This window comes from Streptomyces sp. NPDC005533 (assembly GCF_042871845.1).
Lineage (GTDB): Bacteria > Actinomycetota > Actinomycetes > Streptomycetales > Streptomycetaceae > Streptomyces.
The window spans coordinates 208,409-229,945 of sequence record NZ_JBIAJH010000005.1 but is presented as its reverse complement, the minus strand read 5'-3'; the positions used below and the strand labels follow the sequence as shown (position 1 = coordinate 229,945).

The 21,537-nt window shown below is 72.2% G+C and carries 19 protein-coding genes; 15 read left to right on the top strand and 4 right to left on the bottom strand.

Features of this window, described 5'->3' with window-relative positions; genetic code table 11:
• The first annotated feature begins 453 nt into the window (after window positions 1-453).
• The 8 genes from ACFYP3_RS07480 (at window position 454) to ACFYP3_RS07445 (ending at window position 12,561) form a co-directional block, all read left to right on the top strand.
• Complete coding sequence (locus tag ACFYP3_RS07480; protein ID WP_365481342.1) at window positions 454-693, top strand: hypothetical protein; 240 nt, start codon at window positions 454-456, stop codon at window positions 691-693.
• A gap of 99 nt (window positions 694-792) precedes the next feature.
• On the top strand, window positions 793-1,599 hold the full coding sequence (locus tag ACFYP3_RS07475; protein WP_388828236.1) for an HlyD family efflux transporter periplasmic adaptor subunit: 807 nt from the start codon (window positions 793-795) through the stop codon (window positions 1,597-1,599).
• On the top strand, window positions 1,596-3,869 hold the full coding sequence (locus tag ACFYP3_RS07470; RefSeq protein WP_388828233.1) for an NHLP family bacteriocin export ABC transporter peptidase/permease/ATPase subunit: 2,274 nt from the start codon (window positions 1,596-1,598) through the stop codon (window positions 3,867-3,869). The genes ACFYP3_RS07475 and ACFYP3_RS07470 overlap by 4 nt, the downstream gene beginning before the upstream one ends.
• Window position 3,870: 1 nt before the next feature.
• Window positions 3,871-6,798 (top strand): NHLP bacteriocin export ABC transporter permease/ATPase subunit, encoded by a 2,928-nt coding sequence (locus ACFYP3_RS07465; protein WP_388828230.1) that lies wholly within the window; start codon window positions 3,871-3,873, stop codon window positions 6,796-6,798.
• A gap of 142 nt (window positions 6,799-6,940) precedes the next feature.
• On the top strand, window positions 6,941-7,714 hold the full coding sequence (locus ACFYP3_RS07460; RefSeq protein WP_388828227.1) for a maleylpyruvate isomerase family mycothiol-dependent enzyme: 774 nt from the start codon (window positions 6,941-6,943) through the stop codon (window positions 7,712-7,714).
• A 176-nt stretch (window positions 7,715-7,890) separates the two neighbouring features.
• Window positions 7,891-9,231 (top strand): diacylglycerol/lipid kinase family protein, encoded by a 1,341-nt coding sequence (locus tag ACFYP3_RS07455; RefSeq protein ID WP_388828224.1) that lies wholly within the window; start codon window positions 7,891-7,893, stop codon window positions 9,229-9,231.
• A gap of 150 nt (window positions 9,232-9,381) precedes the next feature.
• The gene (locus tag ACFYP3_RS07450; RefSeq protein WP_388828221.1) at window positions 9,382-10,938 is read left to right on the top strand and encodes an alpha/beta fold hydrolase; all 1,557 of its coding nucleotides are present in this window, start codon (window positions 9,382-9,384) and stop codon (window positions 10,936-10,938) included.
• A 12-nt stretch (window positions 10,939-10,950) separates the two neighbouring features.
• Complete coding sequence (locus ACFYP3_RS07445) at window positions 10,951-12,561, top strand: alpha/beta fold hydrolase (RefSeq protein ID WP_388828218.1); 1,611 nt, start codon at window positions 10,951-10,953, stop codon at window positions 12,559-12,561.
• Window positions 12,562-12,591: 30 nt separating this feature from the next.
• Here ACFYP3_RS07445 and ACFYP3_RS07440 read toward each other — a convergent pair whose 3' ends face one another.
• Both ACFYP3_RS07440 and ACFYP3_RS07435 read right to left on the bottom strand, forming a co-directional pair.
• Entirely contained in the window at window positions 12,592-13,530 is a 939-nt protein-coding gene (locus ACFYP3_RS07440) for a glycoside hydrolase family 16 protein (RefSeq protein WP_388828215.1), read from the bottom strand.
• Between the two features lie 255 nt (window positions 13,531-13,785).
• Window positions 13,786-14,352, bottom strand: a complete 567-nt coding sequence (locus ACFYP3_RS07435; protein ID WP_388828212.1) for a hypothetical protein — start codon at window positions 14,350-14,352, stop codon at window positions 13,786-13,788.
• Between the two features lie 29 nt (window positions 14,353-14,381).
• Here ACFYP3_RS07435 and ACFYP3_RS07430 point away from each other — a divergent pair, with 29 nt between their 5' ends.
• On the top strand, window positions 14,382-16,502 hold the full coding sequence (locus ACFYP3_RS07430) for a bifunctional polysaccharide deacetylase/glycosyltransferase family 2 protein (protein WP_388828360.1): 2,121 nt from the start codon (window positions 14,382-14,384) through the stop codon (window positions 16,500-16,502).
• Window positions 16,503-16,504: 2 nt separating this feature from the next.
• Window positions 16,505-17,776 carry an acyltransferase gene (locus ACFYP3_RS07425; RefSeq protein ID WP_388828209.1) on the top strand — a complete coding sequence of 424 codons (1,272 nt, stop codon included), beginning with the start codon at window positions 16,505-16,507 and terminating at the stop codon, window positions 17,774-17,776.
• Window positions 17,777-17,804: 28 nt separating this feature from the next.
• Here ACFYP3_RS07425 and ACFYP3_RS07420 read toward each other — a convergent pair whose 3' ends face one another.
• Window positions 17,805-18,488, bottom strand: a complete 684-nt coding sequence (locus ACFYP3_RS07420) for a TetR/AcrR family transcriptional regulator C-terminal domain-containing protein (RefSeq protein WP_388828206.1) — start codon at window positions 18,486-18,488, stop codon at window positions 17,805-17,807.
• A gap of 118 nt (window positions 18,489-18,606) precedes the next feature.
• Here ACFYP3_RS07420 and ACFYP3_RS07415 point away from each other — a divergent pair, with 118 nt between their 5' ends.
• Entirely contained in the window at window positions 18,607-19,293 is a 687-nt protein-coding gene (locus ACFYP3_RS07415; protein ID WP_388828203.1) for a DUF4386 domain-containing protein, read from the top strand.
• Window positions 19,294-19,312: 19 nt separating this feature from the next.
• Here ACFYP3_RS07415 and ACFYP3_RS07410 read toward each other — a convergent pair whose 3' ends face one another.
• Window positions 19,313-19,891: a hypothetical protein gene (locus ACFYP3_RS07410; RefSeq protein WP_388828200.1), complete on the bottom strand. Its 579-nt coding sequence runs from the start codon at window positions 19,889-19,891 to the stop codon at window positions 19,313-19,315.
• Between the two features lie 242 nt (window positions 19,892-20,133).
• Between ACFYP3_RS07410 and ACFYP3_RS07405 the strand changes: the two genes are divergently transcribed.
• From ACFYP3_RS07405 to ACFYP3_RS07390, 4 genes are all read left to right on the top strand, one after another.
• Complete coding sequence (locus ACFYP3_RS07405; RefSeq protein WP_388828197.1) at window positions 20,134-20,337, top strand: hypothetical protein; 204 nt, start codon at window positions 20,134-20,136, stop codon at window positions 20,335-20,337.
• Window positions 20,338-20,388: 51 nt separating this feature from the next.
• Window positions 20,389-20,661, top strand: coding sequence for a DUF3253 domain-containing protein (locus ACFYP3_RS07400; RefSeq protein WP_388828194.1), 273 nt, complete (start codon window positions 20,389-20,391; stop codon window positions 20,659-20,661).
• 74 nt (window positions 20,662-20,735) lie between these two features.
• The gene (locus tag ACFYP3_RS07395) at window positions 20,736-21,128 is read left to right on the top strand and encodes a YciI family protein (protein WP_388828191.1); all 393 of its coding nucleotides are present in this window, start codon (window positions 20,736-20,738) and stop codon (window positions 21,126-21,128) included.
• 133 nt (window positions 21,129-21,261) lie between these two features.
• Window positions 21,262-21,531, top strand: coding sequence for a hypothetical protein (locus ACFYP3_RS07390; protein WP_388828188.1), 270 nt, complete (start codon window positions 21,262-21,264; stop codon window positions 21,529-21,531).
• Window positions 21,532-21,537: the final 6 nt, after the last annotated feature.

The following is a 21,537-nucleotide window of genomic DNA, read 5'->3' as shown; positions in this document are numbered from 1 at the left end:
CGTCGACGGCGTCACCGCACAGGACCGCACAGCTTGCCCTGCCCGAGGGCTGCGCCCGGTGCACCGGGTGTGACGGCTCCGTCACGTCACGCGCCTCACGGAAACCTCCACATGGTGTTCGCGAGCGCTTCCGTCGACCCCCGCGGCTCCACGAGATGAGGGAAATTCCCCTGGCGTTCGGTGGGAGCTTGTCCCGGTTGGTTCCGTGTCGGCAGGGGGCGGCCCATATCTGTTACTCGATCTTGTGAAGAAGCCGTCACCATTCGGTGAATCAAGCTGCACGTCCGTCACCAGAGGTGATCATCCGCCCGTGACGGGGGGTCAACGGGATTGGCTGGCCGACAGGTTCGCGTGCTTACATCTGCGCATTGCGGCAGCCGGGAAAGGCGGTCGAGTTTCGCTCGCCCAGCCGCCGCAGCTGTGAATTCCTCCCCCCAATGAAAGGTGCGCGTCATGCGTAACGACATCGAGACCCGTGAGATCGCCGACACCGAGCTGGACGCCGTCTCCGGCGGCATCATCAGCGTCTCCGGCGGCCTGGCCGGCGCCGTGACCAGCGATGTCAGTGGCGTCGTGGGCGTCGTGGGCTCCCTCCACACCGTCCAGGCCGCGACGGGCATCGTGTCCCACGTCCCCGGTCTCGTCACGGGCCTCACCGGCGTTTCGGTGAACGCCGGGCGCGCCGGTCTCTGATCCGGATATCCCCAGGAACCCCGGAGCGCCCCCCACGGCTCCGGGGTTCCCGGCTGCCCACGTACCCGAACGACGCGAATGCAGTGGAAGGAATGGTCCGTGCAGTTTCGCCAAAAGGCTCTTTCCAAGCTGCAATCGCCCGAAGAACTCGATTTGCCCGTCCGTTTCGCGCGCCCGCAGGGACGGCTGGTCCTGGCCGTCACGGTCGTCGTCATGGCCGCCGCCGGATTCTGGGCCTTCACCGGCACCGTCTCCTCCAAGCTGAGCGCACCCGGCATCCTCACCCGGGCCGAGGGCAGTTACGTGCTGCAGACCCCGGTCGCCGGGCAGGTGACCGCAGTCCTCGCCGAGGAGGGCCAGCTGCTCGACGCCGGCGCGCCCCTCCTCAACGTCCGTACGGAACAGGGCGACCGCCCCGTGCGCGTGGTGACCGGCGGCCGGCTGACGGCGCTGGTGGCCAAGGTCGGCTCGGTCGTCGCCACAGGTGCGGACGTGGCCACCGTGGAACGCGTGAAGAATCCGGAGGACCCCCTGGTGGCCGTCCTGTACGTGCCGGGCGACAACGGTTCGGCGATCCCCGTGGGCGCCGCCGTCGACCTGAGCGTCCAGTCCGTCCCGCGACAGCAGTTCGGCACCCTGCGCGGCCGCGTCCAGGCGGTGGGCCGCGCGCCCCAGACGCAGGCGCAGATCGGCGGCTTCCTCGGCGACAGCGCGCTCGCCGAACAGTTCGCCGAGCACGGCAACCCGGTCGCCGTGCTCGTACGGCTCGAACGCTCGCCCTCCACCCGGTCCGGCTACCGGTGGTCCTCCCCGGGCGGGCCCCCGTACGCCCTCGACTCGCGGACCCCGCTCACCGGCGCCGTCCACCTCGCCGCCCGCCGCCCCGTCGACTGGCTGCTGCCGTGACCGCGCCGCGCACCGGAGCACCGCCGCAGCTCCCTCCCCCCGGTCGCCGGCGCCACCGCCCCGACCCCAAGGGCGGCAGCCGCCGCAGGACCGCCCCTACGGCCCCCAGGGGCAGGACGCCCCGCCCCGTACGCACGCCCACCGTGCTGCAGATGGAGGCGGTCGAGTGCGGCGCCGCCGCCCTGGCCATGGTGCTCGGCCACTACGGCCGCTTCGTCCCCCTCGAAGAGCTGCGCATCGCCTGCGGCGTCTCCCGCGACGGCTCCCGCGCCAGCAACCTCCTCAAGGCCGCACGCGGGTACGGGCTGACGGCCAAGGGCATGCAGATGGACCTGGCCGCGCTCGCCGAGGTCAGCGCCCCGGCCGTGCTCTTCTGGGAGTTCAACCACTACGTCGTCTACGACGGCACGGGCCGCCGGCTCGGCCGCCGCGGCGTGTACGTCAACGACCCCGGCAAGGGCCGCCGGTTCGTCCCCATGGACGAGTTCGACACCAGCTTCACCGGCGTCGTCCTCACGTTCGAGCCCGGCGAGGGCTTCCGTCGCGGCGGCCGCAAACCGGGCGTCCTGGGCGCCATGCCGGCCCGCCTGCGCGGCACTTCCGGCACCATGGCCGCCGCCGTGCTCTCCAGCCTGCTCCTGGTCGCCGTCGGGGCGTCGGTGCCGGCGCTGAGCCGCACCTACATCGACATGTTCCTCATCGGTGAGCAGAGCTCCCTGCTGGGGGTGCTGTTCGCCGCGATGGCCGCCGCCCTCGTCCTCACCGCGACGCTCACCGCGCTGCAACAGGCCAACCTGCTGCGCGGGCGCATCATCTCCTCCACCCTCGGCAGCGCCCGCTTCTTCCGGCACCTGCTCCGGCTCCCCGTCACCTTCTACTCCCAGCGCAACCCGGCCGACCTGGTCCAGCGCCTGCGCTCCAACGACGCGGTCGCCGAGACCCTCGCCCGGGACCTGGCCGCCGCCGCCGTGGACGCCGTCGTGGTCGTCCTCTACGCGGTGCTGCTGTGGACGTACGATCCCCAACTCACCCTCGTCGGCGTGGCCGTGGCCCTGCTCAACGTCGTGGCGATGCGCGTCGTGATCGGGCTGAGGGCCACCGGCACCCAGAAACTGCGCGCCGAGAGCGCCCGGCTGACGAACACCTCCTACAGCGGTCTCCAACTCATCGAGACGATGAAGGCGACGGGCACCGAGAACGGCTTCTTCCGCCGTTGGGCCGGCCAGCACGCCGTCACCCTCGACGTGCAGCAGCGGCTCGGCGTGCCCAGCGCGTGGCTGGCGATCGTCGCGCCCACGCTGGCGGCGTTCAACAGCGCGCTGATCCTGATGATCGGCGGCCTGCGGGCGGCCGAGGGACACCTCACCGTGGGCCTGCTCGTCGCCTTCCAGGCCCTGGTGACCAGCTTCACCGCGCCGATCGCCCGGCTGGGCGGCGTCGCCGGCCGGATCCAGGACTTCGCGGCCGACGTCGCCCGGCTCAAGGACGTCGAGAACTTCCCCGTCGCGCCCGTCCACGCGCGGCGCGAGCCCGCCGGCGGCACCCGCCGCCTCAAGGGCCATGTGGAACTGGACCACGTCACCTTCGGCTACAGCCCGCTGGACGCCCCGCTGCTCAAGGGCTTCTCGCTCTCGGTCGGCCCCGGTCAGCAGGTCGCGCTCGTCGGCGGCTCCGGCAGCGGCAAGTCCACCGTCTCCCGGCTGATCTCCGGCCTCTACACCCCCTGGGAGGGGACCGTCCGCATCGACGGGATGCGGCTGGCGGACATCCCGCGCGGCGCGCTGGCCGCCTCCGTCTCCTTCGTCGACCAGGACGTCTTCCTCTTCGAGGGCACCGTCCGCGACAACGTGACCCTGTGGGACCCCACCATCGCGGACGAGGACGTCATCGCCGCCCTCGAGGACGCCGCCGTGCACGACGTGGTCGCCCGCCGCCCCGGCGGCATCCACAGCCGCGTGGAACAGGACGGCCGCAACTTCTCCGGCGGTCAGCGCCAACGGCTGGAGATCGCACGGGCGCTGGTGCGCCGCCCCAGCGTCATGGTCCTCGACGAGGTGACCAGCGCCCTGGACGCGGTGACCGAGCAGGTCATCATCGACAACCTGCGCCGTCGTGGCTGCGCCTGCGTGGTCATCGCGCACCGGCTGAGCACCGTGCGCGACAGCGACGAGATCCTCGTACTCGACCGCGGCACGGTCGTGGAACGCGGCCGGCACGAGCGGCTGCTCGCCGCCCGGGGCCCGTACGCCGCACTGGTCAAGGAGCACTGAGGTGACGTACGCACACCACGCCGCCGTGGGTTTCGCGGGCGCGGGGCCCTCGGGCGGGCCCCCGGACCCGGTGGTCGCCGCGCTCGGCGCACTGGGCTCGCCCGTCGACTGCACGGGACTGCGCAGCCTGGCCCTGGAGGGCCCGCTCGTCCTGTGGCTCGTCGTACAGGGCGAGCTGGACCTGTTCGCCGTCGACGCGGCGCAGGCCGGTCACTGGCACTTCCTGGGCCGGCTGTCGCCGGGCACGCTGCTGCTGGGCCCGGCGGAGGGGCCCGACCACACGTTGGTCGGCCGCCCCCTGGAGGGGTGTTGGCTGCGCCGCATCGAACTGCGGGAGCTGTACCGCCCGGAGTACGGCGACCCGTTCCACGGCGACCAGTCCCAGGCGGGTCGGTTCCACACCGGTCAGTTCGACGGCGGCGCGTGGTACGCCGACCAGGTGCCGTACGGGGCCGCCGACGGAGGACGGCTGAGCCCGCTGGAGGACGCCTTCGCGCGTGGCGTCGGCCGCGGGCTGCGCGTGCTCTACCAGGCCCCGCTCGACGGCAGCGCCACCACCGGACAGGGCGGGGCCGACGACGACATCCTGTGGATGCAGATCACCCCGGGCAGCGTCCAGTACGGGGCCGTGTACGAGGCGGAGGCGGTGGGCACCCTCCTCGTCGACGCGGCGATGTGGCAGGGCATGGTCGACCAGCAGCACCGGCTGCTGTACGCCCTCGACAGCCGGATCGAACAGCTCGAGCGCACGCACGAGGACCGCACGGCCGCCGGCATCGAGGCGGGCCGGGCCGCGCGCACGCAGGCGGACCACACGCTGCTGGCGTCCATCGTCCGCTCCGGCCGGCACCCCCACCGCAGCAGGAGCGCCGACGCGACCTTCGCCGTGTGCCGCACGGTCGCCGCCGCGGCCCGCATCACCCTGTCCGAGCCGGGCGCGGCCGGCGCCGTGTCCGGGCACCTCGATCCCGTCGAACGCATCGCACTCGCCTCACGGATCCGCACCCGCGCGGTCCGGCTCAGCGGGCGCTGGTGGCGGGAGAACAGCGGTCCGCTGGTGGGCCGGCGGGAGAAGGACGGCGCGCCCGTCGCCCTCCTGTGGCGGCGCGGTCGCTACGAGGCGGTCGACCCGGCCACCGGAACCCGCGAGCGCGTCTCGAAGACCAACGAGGCGGCCTTCGAACCGCACGGCGTCATGTTCTACCGCCCCCTGCCCGACGGGCCGGTGGGCCTGCCGGCCCTGCTCCGCTTCAGCGTGCGCGGCACCTTCCCCGAGCTGCGCAGCCTCCTCCTCGGCGGGCTGGTCGCGGTGGTCCTCGGCGCCCTGGTGCCCATCGCCACCGGACAGGTCCTCGGCCGGTACGTCCCGCAGGCCGAGAACGGCCTCATCGTGCAGACCGGGCTGGCACTGCTGGCGACCGGCGTCGTCTCGGCAGTGTTCATGCTGCTGCAGAACACCTCCCTCCTGCGCATGGAGGGCCGCATCGAGGCCACCGTGCAGCCGGCCGTGTGGGACCGGCTGCTGCGGCTGCCGACGACGTTCTTCGCCGGGCGCTCCACCGGCGGACTGGCCGGCGCGGCGATGGGCATCAGCGCGATGCGCCGCGTGCTGTCCGGCATCGGCCCGGTCTGCGTCCAGGCGGGCGCGGTCGGCGCGATCAACCTCGTGCTGCTGCTCGTCTACAGCGTGCCGCTGGCCATGGCCGCGCTCGCCATGCTGGTCGTCATCGCGGGCGTCTTCCTCGGCCTGGGACTGTGGCAGCTGCGCTACGAACGCCGGCTGATCAAGCTCGGCCACCGGCTCGACAACCAGGCCTTCCAGACCCTGCGCGGGCTGCCCAAGCTGCGGGTCGCCGCGGCCGAGAGCTTCGCGTACGCCGCCTGGGCACGGGAGTTCGCCCGTACCCGCGACCTGCACCAGCGCACCGGCCGGATCCAGAACGTCATCACGGTCCTGGGCGCCGTCTACCTGCCGCTGTGCACGCTGGTGATGTTCGTGCTGCTCGCCGGACCGGCCCGCGGGGCCATGTCCGCCGGCGAGTTCCTGACCTTCAGCACCGCGCTGACCATGCTGCTGTCGTCGGTCACGCAGCTGACCGGCGCGCTGATCTCGGCGGCCGCCGTCCTGCCGATGTTCGAGCAGATCCGGCCGGTCCTGCGGGAGCTCCCCGAAGCGGGCGGCTCCAGCACCCCGCCGGGGGAACTGACCGGCGCGATCGAGGCCAGGGACCTGTCGTACCGCTATGCCGACGACGGCCCGCTCGTGCTCGACGGCGTCGACTTCCGCGTCCGCCCGGGGGAGTTCGTCGCGATCGTCGGCGCCAGTGGCTGCGGCAAGTCGACACTGCTGCGACTGCTCATCGGCTTCGACAAACCCCTCTCCGGCAGCGTGCTCTACGACGGCCAGGACCTGGCCGCGCTCGACCAGGCGGCCGTGCGCCGCCAGTGCGGTGTCGTCCTGCAGAACGCCCAGCCCTTCACCGGCTCGATCCTCGACTGCATCTGCGGCGCCGGGACGTACTCGCCGGAGGAGGCGTGGGAGGCCGCCGCGATGGCGGGTCTGGCGGAGGACATCAAGGCCATGCCGATGGGCATGCACACCATGCTGTCCGACGGCGGCGGCACCGTCTCCGGTGGCCAGCGGCAGCGGCTGATGATCGCCCAGGCCCTCATCCGCAAACCGCGCCTCCTGTTCTTCGACGAGGCCACCAGCGCGCTGGACAACGAGGCCCAGCGCGTCGTCATCGAATCCACCCGGGCCCTGCACGCCACCCGCATCGTGATCGCCCACCGGCTCAGCACGATCATGGACGCCGACCGGGTGATCGCCATGGCGGACGGCCGCGTGGTCCAGCAGGGTCCACCGGCCGAACTGCTCGCCGACACGAGCGGCCTCTTCCACGACCTGGTCCGCCGCCAACTGCGCTGACGGGCCGGGGGCGGCCCGGCGGGCGGAAAGTTGACATCCTCAACGGTGCGGAATTACCGTCCCGTATTACTTGAAGAGCTAAACCATCCACCCTCTTAATCATTGCCGCCTGGGGCAGCACCAGCAGAGGAAGGGCACGGACATGAACCCCGCCCAGCACGGAGCGGCCGTCGCAGCCGAGACCGCCGCATTCGTCGCCGCGGTCGAGGCGGCCGACCTCTCCACCCCGGTACCCACCTGCCCCGGCTGGACCCTCGAAGACCTCACCCGGCACGTCGGCAGCGTGCACCGCTGGTTCACCGAGCTGCTGCGCCGCCGCATCCAGCAGCCCCCGACCAGCCGCGAGGTGGACCTGCGGCTGCCGGAGCGACCCGACGGCCTGCCCGACTGGCTGGCCGCGAGCGCGGCGGAGGCCGCCGAGGTGTTCGCCGCCACCGACCTGGACGCCCCCATGTGGGCCTGGGGAGTCGACCAGCACGCCCGGTTCTGGGTCCGGCGCATGCTCTTCGAGACGCTCGTCCACCGGGTCGACGCCCAACTCGCCCTTGGACTCCCGCCGCAGGTCGACCGCGCACTGGCGGTCGACGGCATCGACGAGTTCCTGACCAACCTGCCGTTCGCGTCCTCCTTCGCGCCGCTGACCGCCCAACTGCGCGCCGCTGACCGGACGATTCGCTTCAGCTGCACGGACGGCGACGGCGAAGGCGACGGCGACTGGCTCGTCGGCCTGCGCCCCGACGGCTTCGCCCTGGTGGCCGACGACGCCGAATCCCGCCCGGCGGACGCCACGGTCCGGGGAACCGCCGCCGACCTCCTGCTCCTCCTCTACGGCCGCCTCGACCGCCGCAGCGACGCCTTCCGGCTGCTCGGCGACCAGGACCTGCTCGCCCACTGGTTCGCCCACTCGGCCTTCTAGGGCGCTTTCCACCGTCGGCCTCGGCGTCCTCCCGGCCGCCGGTCCGAAGAGGGCCGCGGCCCCCGGTCCGCGCGCGGGCGCCCCGGGCGGACGTGCTGCGCAGGGTGACCGCCCGTAGCCTGAAGAGGAGGTCGCATGCCCTGTCCGGCAGCCGTGGACCGGTGGGAGGTCGCCCCATGAGCAGGCGCTGGGCCGCGCGACTGGCCTTGGTGGCGGGCGCCGCGGCGATCGCGGTGCTGGTGGTCTTCGCCGGGCTCGGCAGCCTGCTGCTCATGGCCGTGGGCTGGGCCGGGCTGGTGCTCACGGCGGCCGGCGGGTGGTGGCTGCTCACCCACACCGGCTGGATCCGGGCGCTGGCCGCCCTGCTGGCGGTCGCCGCGCCGCTCGGGGTCCTGATCCTGTACACGGCCGCCGGGCTGCTCTGGGTCGTGCTGGTCTCGGTCGGCCTGTGGGCGCTGGCCTTCTCCGCGGGCAGGGCCGCGCTGGTCGGCGACGCCCCGCCCGGCATGCCGGAGCACTCCGCGGACCGGGCGGCACAGCCGTTCCTGATCATGAATCCGCGCTCGGGCGGCGGGAAGGTCGAGAAGTTCCACCTGGCGGAGCGCGCCCGGGCGCTGGGCGCGGAGGTCGTCGTACTGGATCCGGTCCGGCGGCAGGACGTGGCCGAGCTGGCCCGCCAGGCCGTACGGGACGGCGCCGACCTGCTCGGCGTCGCGGGCGGCGACGGCACGCAGGCCCTGGTCGCCGGTGTGGCCATGGAGCACGACCTCCCCTTCGTGGTGATCAGCGCGGGCACCCGCAACCACTTCGCCATGGATCTCGGCCTGGACCGGCAGGACCCCTCCACGTGCCTGGAGGCACTGACCGACGGCGTCGAACTGCGCATCGACGTGGGCCGTCTCCACGCCGGGGATCCCGCAGACCGGAGCGCGGGGCGCGTCTTCCTCAACAACGCGTCGTTCGGCGTGTACGCGGAAGTGGTGCAGAGCCCCGCCTACCGCGACGACAAGGCCCGCACCATCCTGGAGATGCTGCCGGACCTGCTGACCCACCACAGCGGCGCACGGCTGACGGTCCGTGCCGGTCCGCTGACCAAGGACGGTCCGCAGGCCGTGCTCGTGAGCAACAACCCCTACGAGAGGGGCGACTCGGCCGGACTGGGACGCCGAGGGCGGCTCGACTCCGGCGAGCTGGGGGTGTTGTGCGTCGGCGTCGGCAACGCCGCCGAAGCCACGGAACTCCTCTTGCGCGGCGGGCAGGGCCGCGGGCTGACCGAGGCCACCGCCCGGGAGGTCGTCGTCGACGCGGACACTCCCGTCATCCCGGTCGGCGTCGACGGCGAGGCCCTGACCCTGGCCACTCCGGTGCGCTGCCGCCTCGAACCCGGCGCCCTGCGCGTGCGCGTGCCCCGCCACCGGCCCGGCGTCCCGCCGACCGCGCCCCCGATGGACTGGCGCCGCGTACGACGTCTGGCGCTGACGATGGGCCGGACCGCGGCCGGACGCCAGGCCGCCTGACCAACGGCCGGCCGGCCACCCCGGGGTGCTGATCGCTCCGCGTGCGTGCGTACGTCCCACCGAGTAGCGTCGAGAGGGAGCGTTCCGTCCATACCGCTGCGGCCCGGCCCGGTGGGGCCGCCGCCGATGTCGGCAGAGGAACGGGATCACATGCCGAAGCACAGCATCCACGCGGCGACCGCCGCGGCCGCTCTCGTCTGCGTCGCGGCGCTCGGCCCCGCACCGAGCGGCGCGGCGTCACCAGCCGCCCCGTCCGTCGGCCGGTCCGGCACCGCGGCCCCGTCCCGGTTCGTGCCCGGCCCCTGTCCGAGGACGCCCGAGCCGATCGAAGCGCTCGCGAACGCCCGGTGCGGCGTCCTGGAGGTCCCCGAGAACCGCTCCCGCCCCGGCGGCCGGACCATCAGGCTGGCCGTGGCGGTCATCGCGGCCGCCAGCCCGGCGAAGCCGGCCCAGGACCCCGTGGTGTTCATGGCGGGCGGCCCGGGAGCCGACACGTTCGACGACATTCCCTTCCTCGTCGACTCCGGCCTCAACAAGGACCGCGAGCTGATCGTCATGGCCCAGCGCGGCAACCTCTACGACCAGCCGAACCTCGCCTGCCCGGAGGTCGACCGGTTCAACGAGCAGGCCGTGGGCCTGGGCTACGACGCGGAGCGGGCGAAGCAGCTCATGCTGAAGGCGGTGAAGGACTGCCGGGCCCGCCTGACGGCCGACGGCGTCGAGCTGGGCGCCTACAACACCACCGAGAACGCCGCGGACTTCGCCGACCTGCGCGAGGCGCTGCGCATCCCCCGGTGGAACGTCTACGGGTACTCCTACGGCAGCAACCTGGCCCTCACGTACCTGCGCCTGCACCCCGAGGGAATCCGCGCGGTGGCGATCGACTCGATCACCCCTCCCCAGGTCGTGACCCTGCCGTGGACATGGACCAGCACCGCCGAGGGGATCCACAACATCTTCGCGGCGTGCGCCGCGCAACCCGCCTGCAAGGAGCGGTACCCGGACCTCCCCGGCCTGCTGACGGAGCAGGTGCGCAAGCTGGAGGCCCACCCCCTGACGCTGAACGTCACGCCGCCGAACGGCGGGAAGCCGGTCAAGGTCGTCCTCGACGGGGGCGCGCTGCTGAACCTGATCGTCGCCTTCACCCCCCGGCCCAAGGACATCCCGGCGGCGCTCGACGAACTCAGCCGCGGGAACCCGGAGCGCTTCGCGCAGGCCCGCGCGGCCGGTTCGGTCCAGAAGGTCGGCGAGTTCGCACACGGTCTGACGAACTCGATAGCGTGCGGCGAGTGGGCTCCGGGGTACTCGGAGTCCGACGTGCTGAAGGCGGGGCAGAAGGCCTTCCCCGGATGGCCGGACACGGTCCTGGCCCAGGTGCCGCAACTGCCCTTCCAGTACCCGGTGTGCGGGATCTGGAACGTACCGGACCGCGCGGAGGTCCAGCGGGTGGCCACGGTCAGCTCGGTGCCGGCACTCGTCGTCTCCGGCACGTTCGACGTGAAGACCGGGGCGAGTTGGGCGAAGGGCGTGGCCCGCGACCTGTCCCGTTCGACTGCCGTCCAGGTCCCCGGAATCGGCCACTGGGTGGTCCCGCAGTCCCCATGCGCGCAGCGCGTGCTGGCCTCGTTCTTCGCCCGTCCGACCGCGCCCGACACGGCGTGCGTGGACGACCTCGAGCCCGCACCGTTCACCATCGTCCCGAAGTGACCGGGAGGCCTGATGACACGCCGGCAACCGCCCCTGCGCCGCCGCACCGTACGACGACTGCGCGCCACCTCGGCCGCCGTGGCGACCGGTGTCCTCGTCACCGGCCTGCTCGCGGCGCCCGCCGCGGCGTGGTCCCGCACCGACGCCACCCCCGGCCCCGGAGCGCCGATCGGCACGGTCGCGCGGACGGCGGGCGACGCCCGCTTCGAGCCGGGTCCCTGCCCGAAGACGCCGGAACCGGTCGAGGAGCTGGAAGGGGCCCGCTGCGGCACGCTCACCGTGCCCGAGAACCGCGCCGAGTCGACGGGCAGGATGATCAGACTCGGCGTCGCGATCGTGCCCGCCGCGTCCGACACCCCGAAACCCGACCCCATCGTGTGGCTCGCCGGCGGACCCGGCGACGACGCCGTGGGCGAGGCGAAGATGGCCATCGACGGCGGCCTGAACCGCGACCGTGACGTGATCTTCATGTCCCAGCGCGGTACGTACTCGGCCGACCCGAACGCCCTCTGCCCCAACATCGACGAGTTCAACGCCCGGGCGGTCGGCCTCGTCCACGACGCACCCTCCACCGAACGCCTGCACGTCGAGGCCACGAAGGCCTGCCGCGACCAACTGGCGGCCCGCGGGCTCGACCTCGCCGCCTACAACGACATCGAGAGCGCCGCCGACTACGAGGACCTGCGCAACGCGCTCGGCATCGGCCAGTGGAACGTCTACGGGATCTCCTACGGCACCCACCTGGCGCTGGTCTACATGCGCCTGCACCCCGAGGGGCTGCGCTCGGTGGGTCTCGACGGCATACTGCCCCCGTCCAGAGCCGGTTCGGCCGCGACCTGGAGCAGCGCCCGGCAGGGCTTCGACGGCCTCTTCAAGGCCTGCGCGGAGCAACCGGCATGCAACAAGCGCTATCCGAACCTGTCGGCCACCTTCGAGCGGCTCGTCCGCGAACTCGAGGCCAAGCCGGTCACCACCACCGTCACCCTCCCGGGCAGCGACAAGCCGGTGAAGGTCGTCCTGGACGGCGCGGCCCTGGTGAACTGGATGACCTCCGCCACGCACGTGGCGCCCCAGGTCCCCGCCGCCCTCGACGAGTTGGCGCACGGCAAACCGCAGCGGATCGCCCGCCAGTGGGCGGGCGGTAAGCTCAGCCCGCAGGCCATGGGAAGGGTCGCGCACGGGCTGGTCTACGGCGTCTTCTGCAGCGAGTGGACGCCGTACGAGAGCGAGTCCGCGGCGCTCAAGGGCGGACAGGAGGCCTTCCCGTCGTTCCCCCGTTCGGTACAGGCCCAGGCCCCGCAGCTCGCCTTCCTGCACCCGGACTGCGCCGTCTGGGACGTCCCCGCGGCGCCGCCCTCGATCCGGGACGCCACGCGAGGCGACATCCCGACGCTCGCCCTGTCGGGCGGGTTCGACTCGCAGACCGGGGCGGACAACGGGCCGTACGTCGCCCGCACGCTGCCCAACGCCAAGGTGGTCACGGTGCCGTTCGAGCCGCACGTGGTGTTCGCCACCTCGAAGTGCGCCCAGGAGATCGCCGTTTCGTTCTTCGACGACCCGGCCGCGCCGAAGACCGCGTGCCTGAACGGCCTTGAGGCGCCCGAGTTCGAGATCGGGCCGTGAGCCGCGTGCGGGCCCGGTCCCGCCTCGGGTTCAGGACTTCGGCACGGTGTTGACGTAGTCGGTGCCGGCGCTGTAAAAGCCGTCCACGGTCTTTTGGACGTCCGCCAGGGAAACGGCCTGGTCGGCTTTGTAGTAGAACCAGTTGACCTTCATGTCCCACGTGCGGGTACCACCCGCGAAGGGAAGGTCGATGAGCCAATTGCTGAAGTGGACGTCCATTTTCTCGCGCGGGACGTACTTGCCGGAGCTGGTGAACAGCTCCTTGCCGTCCATGGAGTAAGTGACCTTTCCGTCAAGGGCGGTGATCATCATGAGGTGCCAACCCTCGAGGGACTGTTTGAGGGTGTGGCTGACCCGGTCCGGCGGATCGGCTTTGTACCAGCTGACGTTGTCGAGGCGCGGACCCACCGAACCCCAGCCGCCGTTCGGCAGGTATTCGCAGTCGAGTTCGCTGTAGTTCACCGAGGAGTCCGAGGCGGATATCGGGAAGAACGTCTGGACGACGTGGTCGCCGCCCCGGCCGCTCGTGGGCTTGTCGCTGAAGTGGATCCGGGCGGCGAAGGTCCCCGTGAAGAGGTTGTTGCCGGTGCTCTGCACCTCGACCTGCCTGGTGCCCTGCTTGGTGCCGTCCGTGGAGGACTGCAGCTGGAGGACCCTGCCCCCCTGGGCGGTCGTGTCGGAGGGGAAGCCGGCGCCCGCGGCGGACCAGGAGTCCTTGATCCCCGGGCCGCCCTCGCCGGTACGGATCTCCCAGCCGTGCGCGGCGAGCGAGGGGTCGTCGGCCCCGCTGTAGTGGAAGGTGTCGAACAGGGTTCCCGGCGGTCCGGACGGCGTCGGCGACGCACCGGGGCCGGACGCGGCGGCATCGTCGGCGGGGCCGCCGGAGCACGCGGCGAGGGCGCACAGGAGGGCGGGCAGCGTGAGCGCAGTCCACGCACGGCGACGAGAGGTGCGGCGGGGCTGACTCACACGGGCTCCTTGGGGCGTTGAGGCGGTACGTGGACACGCCCTTTTGCATGAGGATCAAATGACTGATCCCACGAGGTGGGCATCCTAGCCAAACGAAGTGCGAGGGCGTGGCGCCCCCGGATCCCGACTACTGGCCAGTACGTCCAATTGGTATTCCAATCCGATTACGACACCTGAGCAGATCCTGCTAAATGCACACATCGAGACAATTTCGATTCAGGTCGGTGCACTAGCGTTCGCCCTGCCATCCGCGGTCTACGTACCCTGCTCTGAAAGGCCCCGCAAGGTGCGCCCAGTCATCACCTCCCCCGACCGCGGATCGGCGTACCCGGCAGACCCCGACACGCCTGAGCCGCATTTCCCGGATCCCGCTCCCGCACCGGTGTTCGTCGACCAGTCGGGTCTGCGCGGCCGCCTGTTGCGCGGCGTCGCCTGGCCGGTCTCCGTGGTCGGCGCGATCCTGGCGGTCGCCATGGGCAGCAGCCTGATCGGCGGGCAGGCGGACGCCCCGGCGATGGGCATACCCGCGCAGCCCGCGGGATCGCCCGCCCCGCCGCCCTCACCCGTGTCGTCGCCGTCGCCGGGCCGGCCGGCCGCGTCGTCCCCACCTCGGGCGGCCACGCGGTCCGCCGCACCGCAGGCGAAGACCTCGGCCGACGCGTCGAAGCCGACGGCCGGCGCGTCGAGACCGGCGGCCGGCGCGTCGAAGCCGACGACGACCACATCGAAGCCCACGACCACCGCGCCGCGCGGGGCAACGCCTTCGGGCCGGCCGGCCAAGCGCAGCTGACCGTCCGCACCACCCATCTTCAGGAGCGTCATTGTCCCGCCACCAGCGCCGCCGGCAGTCCATGCGCAGGCCGCGCCGACTGGCCGCGCCGCCGCTGCGCTTCTTCATGCCGCTGTCCCTGCTGGCCTTCCTGCTCGCGCTCCTCGTCCTGCGCGGGCTCGCCACCAACGAGGCGTTCCACGACTCCCGGGTCGCGGACTCGGTCGACAAGACGACCGTGCCGAAGAACCTGCTGAAGGGTGGACCGGTCATCGACGCGCGGGGCGCCAAGAACGAGCACCCCGTGAGCTACCGCATCCCGGACCGGACCGTGGTGCTGAGCTTCGACGACGGTCCCTCGCCGGAGTGGACCCCGAAGATCCTGGAGCTGCTGGAGGCCCGCGACATCCGTGCGTCGTTCTTCGTGACCGGCGGGATGACCGCGCGCCATCCCGAGCTGATCCGGCAGATCGTCGCGGACGGCCATGAACTCGGCGTGCACACCTTCACCCACCCCGACCTGGTGTACCAGTCCCACACCCGGATCAGCTGGGAGCTGGCGCAGACGCAGCTGGCGCTGGCCGGCGCCGCAGGTGTCCACAGCTCGTTGTTCCGCCCGCCGTACTCCTCCAACGCCGCGGCGCTGGACGACTGGACCTATCCGGTGATCAAGTACGTGGGCGCGCGCGGCTACCTCACCGCGTTCATCGACCGCGACACCGACGACTGGAAGCGTCCCGGCGTCGAGGAGATCGTCAAGGCGGCGATGCCGACCGAGCCCGGTGCGGGCGAGATGATCCTGCTGCACGACGCGGGTGGCGACCGCAGCCAGACCCTCACCGCGCTCGTCCAGATCATCGACAGGCTGCAGGCGCAGGGCTACCGCTTCGCCACCGTCTCCGAGGCACTGGGCGCCACCAGCGCGACCACGCCGGTGCACGGTTTCCCGCTGTGGGCGGGCAAGGGATACATCTGGGCCACCCAGTTCGCCGTGCTCACCCTGCCGGTGCTGATCGGGATGCTGGCCGTCGTCGGCTTCCTCAACTTCGGCCGGTTCGCGCTGATGCTCGTCCTCGCACCCCTGCACGCCCGCCGCTCCAAGCGGCGGGAGGCCTGGGGCGTGCCCGTCACGGAGCCGGTCACCGTGCTGGTCCCGGCCTACAACGAGCGCGAGTGCATCGCCAACACCCTCAACTCCCTCGCCGCCAGTGACCATCCGATCGAGGTGATCGTCATCGACGACGGCTCCTCGGACGAGACCGCGGAGATCGTCGAGGAGATGGACCTGCCGTTCGTCCGGCTGATCCGCCAGGTCAACGGCGGCAAGCCCAGCGCGCTCAACACCGGCATCGCCGCCGCCTCGTACGACATCGTCGTGATGATGGACGGCGACACCGTCTTCGAGCCGTCCACCGTGCGCGAGCTGGTCCAGCCCTTCGGCGACCCGTCCGTCGGCGCGGTCGCGGGCAACGCCAAGGTCGGCAACCGCGACAGCCTGATCGGCGCCTGGCAGCACATCGAGTACGTCCTCGGCCACAACCTGGACCGCCGGATGTACGACATGCTGGGCGTCATCCCGACCATCCCCGGGGCGGTCGGGGCCTTCCGCAAGGAGGCCCTCCAGCAGGTCGGCGGGATGAGCGACGACACCCTCGCCGAGGACACCGACATCACCATCGCGGTGCTCTGCGACGGCTGGCGGGTCGTCTACGCCGAGCACGCGCGCGCCTGGACCGAGGCTCCCGCCAGCCTCCAGCAGCTCTGGTCCCAGCGGTACCGGTGGAGCTACGGCAGCATGCAGGCGATGTGGAAGCACCGCGGCGCGGTGACCTCCCGCGGCCCGGCCGGCCGCTTCGGCCGCCTCGGGCTGCCGCTCGTCGTGCTGTTCGGCGTCGTCGCCCCGCTGCTGGCGCCGCTGGTCGACATGTTCTTCCTGTACGGCGTGCTGTTCGCGGACGCCCCGATCACCCTCACCAGCTGGGGCGGTTTCATCCTGCTCCAGGCCGCCCTGTCCTGGTACGCCTTCCGGCTCGACCGCGAGAAGCCCTGGCACCTGATCAGCCTGCCGATCCAGCAACTGGTCTACCGGCAGCTGATGTACATCGTCCTGCTGCAGTCCGCGATCACGGCGATGACGGGTGGCCGACTGCGCTGGCAGAAGCTGCGGCGCACCGGCGAGGTCGCTGTCCCGGTGGAGGCCTGACCATGACCGCACCCATCGAGTTCGGGCGCACGTACGACACCGTCCAACTGCGCATCCCCGCCGTCCTGCGCCAGGAGCCGCAGCCGGAACCGGAAGCGGAGTCCGGGCCGCAGGCGCCGCCGGAGCGCAAGGGCGGCCGGGACCGCTATCTCGACCTGCTGCGCGCGCTGGCACTGGGCCGCGTGGTGCTCTACCACAACTTCGGCTGGTTCTGGCTGCCCCTCGTCTTCCCGTCCATGGGCGTGATGTTCGCGCTGGCCGGCTCGCTGATGGCCCGCTCGCTCAGCCGTCCCGCGCTCGGCGTGATCCGCGGCCGACTGCGCCGGTTGCTGCCGCCGATGTGGCTGTTCGGCGCCATCATGATCACCCTGCAGATCCTCGACGGCTGGGGCCCCGACTCCGAGGGCCACTCCACCTGGTGGTGGGCGAAGCTGGTGTTCTGGATCCTGCCGCTGAGCACTCCGCCGTTCGCGGACGAGCTGGGCGGCTTCCAGCAGCACGTGGAACACACCTGGGCCGCGCAGATCATCGTCCCGCTCTGGTACCTCCGGGCCTACCTCTGGTACGTCCTGCTGTCACCGCTGATGCTCCGGGCGCTTCGACGGTTCCCGGTGCTGACGCTGTCGACGCCGCTGGCGATGGTGATCGTCATGAACGCGTTCTTCGCCGACCAGGAGTTCGTCTACAGCCGGGTCTGGGAGACCGCCAACGACTTCGCCACCTTCGGCGCCTGCTGGATCCTCGGCATGGCCCACCAGGAAGGGCTGCTCAAGAAGATCCCGCAGTACGTACTGCCGTCCATCGCACCACTGGCCATGGTGGCCGGCCTCTGGTACCTGCAGACCCGGCCGGCCGATCCGACGGAATCGACCGACATCGAGTCCTGGCCGATCGCCCAGGCCCTGTGGTCCCTCGGCTTCGTCGCCATCCTGCTCCACGTCAGCCCGTCCTGGGACCAGTGGCCCAGACGGTTGGAACGCTGGAACGGCCTGGTCAGCCTGCTCAACGCACGCGCCGTCAGCGTCTACCTGTGGCACGAGGTCGCGCTGGTGCTCGCCGTCCCGCTGATCGACCCCCTGTGGACCGTCGACTTCGTCTCCACGCACCTCCGGTGGCTGGTGGGCGGCCCGTGGTTCCTGCTGCTGGTGGCGATCCCGCTGCTCGCCCTGCTGGTGCTGACCTTCGGCTGGATCGAGGACGTGGCCGCCAAGCGCTCGCCACGGCTGTTCCCGTACCCCCGCCGCCCACGGGGCAGGCGCCGAGCCGCCGACTGACAAGGCGGCGCGCCCCGCGCCGCACCTGTCACGCCTTCCGTGCCGAGGTCCAGCCCTGGAGGCGGAGGCTTTCGAATCCGTCCAGGAGGAGGTCCAGGGCGAATTCGAACTCGAACTGGTCGTCGCAGCCGCCACCGACCGTGGAGCCCCCGTCGTGTGCCGCCGTCGCGGCCACTTCCGCGATGTGCGGGTAGCGCGCCGCCAGTGCGGGGTCCGGCGGGCCGGAGGGGCCGGAGGTGTCGAAGAGTTCCTGGCTGAAGCCGAGCAGGCGGCTGCCCATCGCGTGCATGACGTGGTGCGTGAGGTCGGCGGAGAGGCCGCCGGCCCGGAAGCTGCCGGCCATCGAGTCCAGGTACCCCAGCACGGCCGGGGTGGGCCCGGTCCGGGACTCGATGACCCGGGCCGCCCAGGGGTGGCGCAGCAGGACCCGCCGGGCCGAGAGGATCCGCCCGCGCACCACGCGCCGCCAGTCGGGGCCCGCGGCCGGCGGGTCGATCTCGCCGACGACGGCGTCGGCCATCCCGTCGAGCAGCTCCTCCTTGTTGGCCACGTGCTTGTAGAGCGCCATTGGTACGACGTCGAGCTCCTGCGCGAGCCTGCGCATGCTGAGCGCGTCGATGCCGACGGCGTCGGCCAGTGCGACGGCGGCGCGCAGGACGCGGTCCTTGCTCAGGGGCATGCGTTGCGTGTGCGTGGCTTCCTCCCGGGTCATTCCGGCTCGGCCCCTTCCCTTCTCGACGGCCCGTTCTCCTTGACGAGTGTACGCCGTACACCTAGGTTGGCGTCGAGTGTACGGTGTACACCACGACTGAACGAGGGGTGCCGAGAAGATGAATCCGGACCGGAGAACCGCGGTGGCCGCCGGGTCGCTGTTCCTGTTGACCGAGGTCGCCGCGATAGCCGGGGCGGTTCTGTACCGCCCCCTGCTCGGCGCGGCGGACGGGCGGCTCGCACGGGGCGCCGACACGCAGGCGCTGCTCGGTGCGCTCTGCGAGGTGGTGCTGGTGGTGGCGGTGGCCGGCACCGGGGCGGCGCTGTTCCCCGTCCTGCGGCGCCACGGCGAGGGGCTCGCGCTCGGGTACGCCTTCGGGCGGCTGCTGGAGGCGGCCGTCATCGCCCTCGGGATCGTCGCCGTCCTGGCGCTCGTCACCCTGCGGCGGGACGCGGGGGCGTCGGCGGCCGCCGACGCCGTGCTGGTGGCCTTGCACGACTGGACGTTCCTGCTCGGGCCCAACATCGCCCTCGGTTTGAACACCGTCGTGCTGGCGTACCTGGCCTACCGCGCCCGGCTCGTGCCGCGCTTCATCGCCGTGCTCGGGCTGATCGGCGGGCCGCTGATCTGCGCCTCGGCCGTCGCCGTGATGTTCGGGGCCTACGCGCAGCTCTCCGTGGCGGGGTCCGTCGCCGCGCTCCCGGTGTTCGCCTGGGAGCTGGGGCTGGCCGGGTGGCTGATCGCCAGGGGCTTCGGGCCCGGCGCGGGCGCCGGCTCCGGCGTCAAGGGCGGGACCGCGGGCTGAGGGGACCTCGGCGGGGTGATCAGTGCCGGCTGTTCAGGAAGCCGATCGCGACCGCGCCCCACCAGGCCGCCTGCGACACGGCTGCCGTCACGGCGCCGCGGATCAACAGCGGGCGGGGGACGGGGCCGCGGTCGACGGCGGCCAGATGGCGGTGCAGGGTCGACGCCTGGACACCGTTGAGCGAGAGCACCAGGACGAGACCGAGCTTGACGCACGTCAGCGGCGAGGTGAGATCGGGGTGCAGGAAGGCGCCGCTGAACAGCAGGCCGCCCAGACCGGCCCACACGGGCACGTGCAGGGGGGCGGTGTAGTCGAGGACCTCACGGAGGGTCTTGCGGCCCGTGAGCCACAGGACGCCGTAGTAGTCGATGGCGAGCACGGCGCCGAAGCCCAGGACCAGGGAGGCGAGGTGGGCGAACAGCGCCGCGGTGTGCAGGGTGACGTCGGCGCGCAGGTGTACGGCGATCCACGTCGTGGCCGCCCACCCGAGACACACCGCGAGGTAAGCCGCCGCCGGCCCGCACCAGGAGGGGAGCCGCAGAAGCTCTGCTTCCCGTCCTGGTCTTCGGGGGGTCGCGGTGGCGTCGGCGGTGGACATGCTGCTCCAGAGATCTTCTGCGGGGTGTGCTCACACCAGCGAGGAGCAAGCGAAGGTAAGGCTGGCCTAAGCGTCCACGGACGTCAAGGTGACCGTCCGCACAGTGGGCACGACCCTGCGGGCACACGGCCCCGCGCCGGGAGGGGGCCGTTCCACTTCCGCGCTTGCCGCTGCCGTCGCGGTGCTCGGCGCCGGGGCGGCATGAGGCCGGGAACCCGGGGCACACGGCGTGGGGACGGTTCGTGTCCCAGGAGGTGGTGACGGTGCTCGGTACCAAGGTCCTCGATTCCTTTCCCGCCGGTGACCCGTACGGGAGTTGGCCCGCCGAGGAGTACGCCGCCCGGTGCCGGGAGCGGGGTGAGCGGGCGACCGTTGTGATGGACCTGGACAAGGACGCCTTCCTCGTCGTGGCCCCCGAAACGGACGGGATGCGCAACGCCGCGTAGCCCTGCCCGGACGCTCGGGCGGTCCGGCGCGACCGGGGCGACACTGGCGGAGTGGGCGACAGCGAACGGCATGCGCAGCAGCGCTTGGAGCGCATCATCCTGGAGTTGCTGGAGCGTCGCGGGCCGACCGCGACGATCTGCCCCTCGGATGCCGCGCGGGCGGCGTACTCGGGGCAGGGCGACGGGTGGCGCGCGCTCATGGAACCGGCGCGGGCCGCGGCCCGGCGGCTGGTCGAGGCCGGAGAGGTGGACATCACCCAGGGCGGGCGTCCCGTCGATCCGGGCACGGCCCGCGGTCCGATCCGGATCCGCCGCCACCGATGAGTTTCGCGGCGGCCGCCGGTCTACCCCTTCGTCAGCACGCAGCGCGCAACGGTGGCCCCGGAAGGGTGAGGAACATGAAGTACATGATCCAGATGAACGTACCGGTAGCCGAGTGGGACGCCGTCATGTCGTCGTACTCCGACGAGGACATGCAGGCCATGTTCGCCCACATGGCGGCCCTCAACAGCGACCTCACCTCCGCCGGGGAATGGGTGGACGGACAGGGCCTCGGAGGCCCCGCGCAGGTCAAGACGGTGCGGGCCGGGAGCGACGGCCGGCCGCAGGTGACCGACGGGCCGGCCCGGCAGGGAGACATCCTGGCCGGGTACTGGGTCGTCGACGTCACGAGCGAGGAGCGGGCCCTGGAGGTCGCCGCCCGCGCGTCGGCCTGCCCCGGGCCGGGTGGGAAGCCCGGCACCGACCCGGTCGAGGTGCACCCGATCTCCGAGGCCCCGACGGCGGCCTGAGCCGCCGGCCCGGGGCCGGTGAGGTGAACCTGTACGCCGGACGGCGGCGGGGCCGGTGGCAGCAGTGGCAGCCCGCCGGGACGCGGCCGAGGCTCGGGTACCGGGGGCGAGCGCGAGGAAGGGGCACCAGCCAATGCCACAGGCCAACGAGGAGGGCGTCGCCGACCGCCCGATCGGCACGGCGCACCGGCGTCGCGGTCGAGTCGGACACCTGCGGACCGCCCTCCGGCGGACCAACCTGCTACCGGCGTTCCTGGTGCTCACGGCCATGACGGTGGCCCTGTGGCTGATGGGGATGCCGTTCCTCCAGGCCCTGACCATCTCCACCGGAGTGAAGATCGCGGTGGCTCTGCTCGAACTGCGGCGGCCGCCCACCCCCGCCGACGAGCCGCCGGCCCGGTAACGCCCG

Bases quoted from the DNA above. Each gene is read 5' to 3' on its own strand.
- ACFYP3_RS07445 (WP_388828218.1), top strand. From the start codon at position 10,951: ATGACACGCCGGCAACCGCCCCTGCGCCGCCGCACCGTACGACGACTG.
- ACFYP3_RS07435 (WP_388828212.1), bottom strand. From the start codon at position 14,352: ATGACGCTCCTGAAGATGGGTGGTGCGGACGGTCAGCTGCGCTTGGCC.
- ACFYP3_RS07425 (WP_388828209.1), top strand. From the start codon at position 16,505: ATGACCGCACCCATCGAGTTCGGGCGCACGTACGACACCGTCCAACTG.
- ACFYP3_RS07455 (WP_388828224.1), top strand. From the start codon at position 7,891: ATGAGCAGGCGCTGGGCCGCGCGACTGGCCTTGGTGGCGGGCGCCGCG.
- ACFYP3_RS07395 (WP_388828191.1), top strand. From the start codon at position 20,736: ATGAAGTACATGATCCAGATGAACGTACCGGTAGCCGAGTGGGACGCC.
- ACFYP3_RS07415 (WP_388828203.1), top strand. From the start codon at position 18,607: ATGAATCCGGACCGGAGAACCGCGGTGGCCGCCGGGTCGCTGTTCCTG.
- ACFYP3_RS07460 (WP_388828227.1), top strand. From the start codon at position 6,941: ATGAACCCCGCCCAGCACGGAGCGGCCGTCGCAGCCGAGACCGCCGCA.
- ACFYP3_RS07420 (WP_388828206.1), bottom strand. From the start codon at position 18,488: ATGACCCGGGAGGAAGCCACGCACACGCAACGCATGCCCCTGAGCAAG.
- ACFYP3_RS07430 (WP_388828360.1), top strand. From the start codon at position 14,382: ATGCGCAGGCCGCGCCGACTGGCCGCGCCGCCGCTGCGCTTCTTCATG.
- ACFYP3_RS07480 (WP_365481342.1), top strand. From the start codon at position 454: ATGCGTAACGACATCGAGACCCGTGAGATCGCCGACACCGAGCTGGAC.
- ACFYP3_RS07390 (WP_388828188.1), top strand. From the start codon at position 21,262: ATGCCACAGGCCAACGAGGAGGGCGTCGCCGACCGCCCGATCGGCACG.
- ACFYP3_RS07410 (WP_388828200.1), bottom strand. From the start codon at position 19,891: ATGTCCACCGCCGACGCCACCGCGACCCCCCGAAGACCAGGACGGGAA.
- ACFYP3_RS07450 (WP_388828221.1), top strand. From the start codon at position 9,382: ATGCCGAAGCACAGCATCCACGCGGCGACCGCCGCGGCCGCTCTCGTC.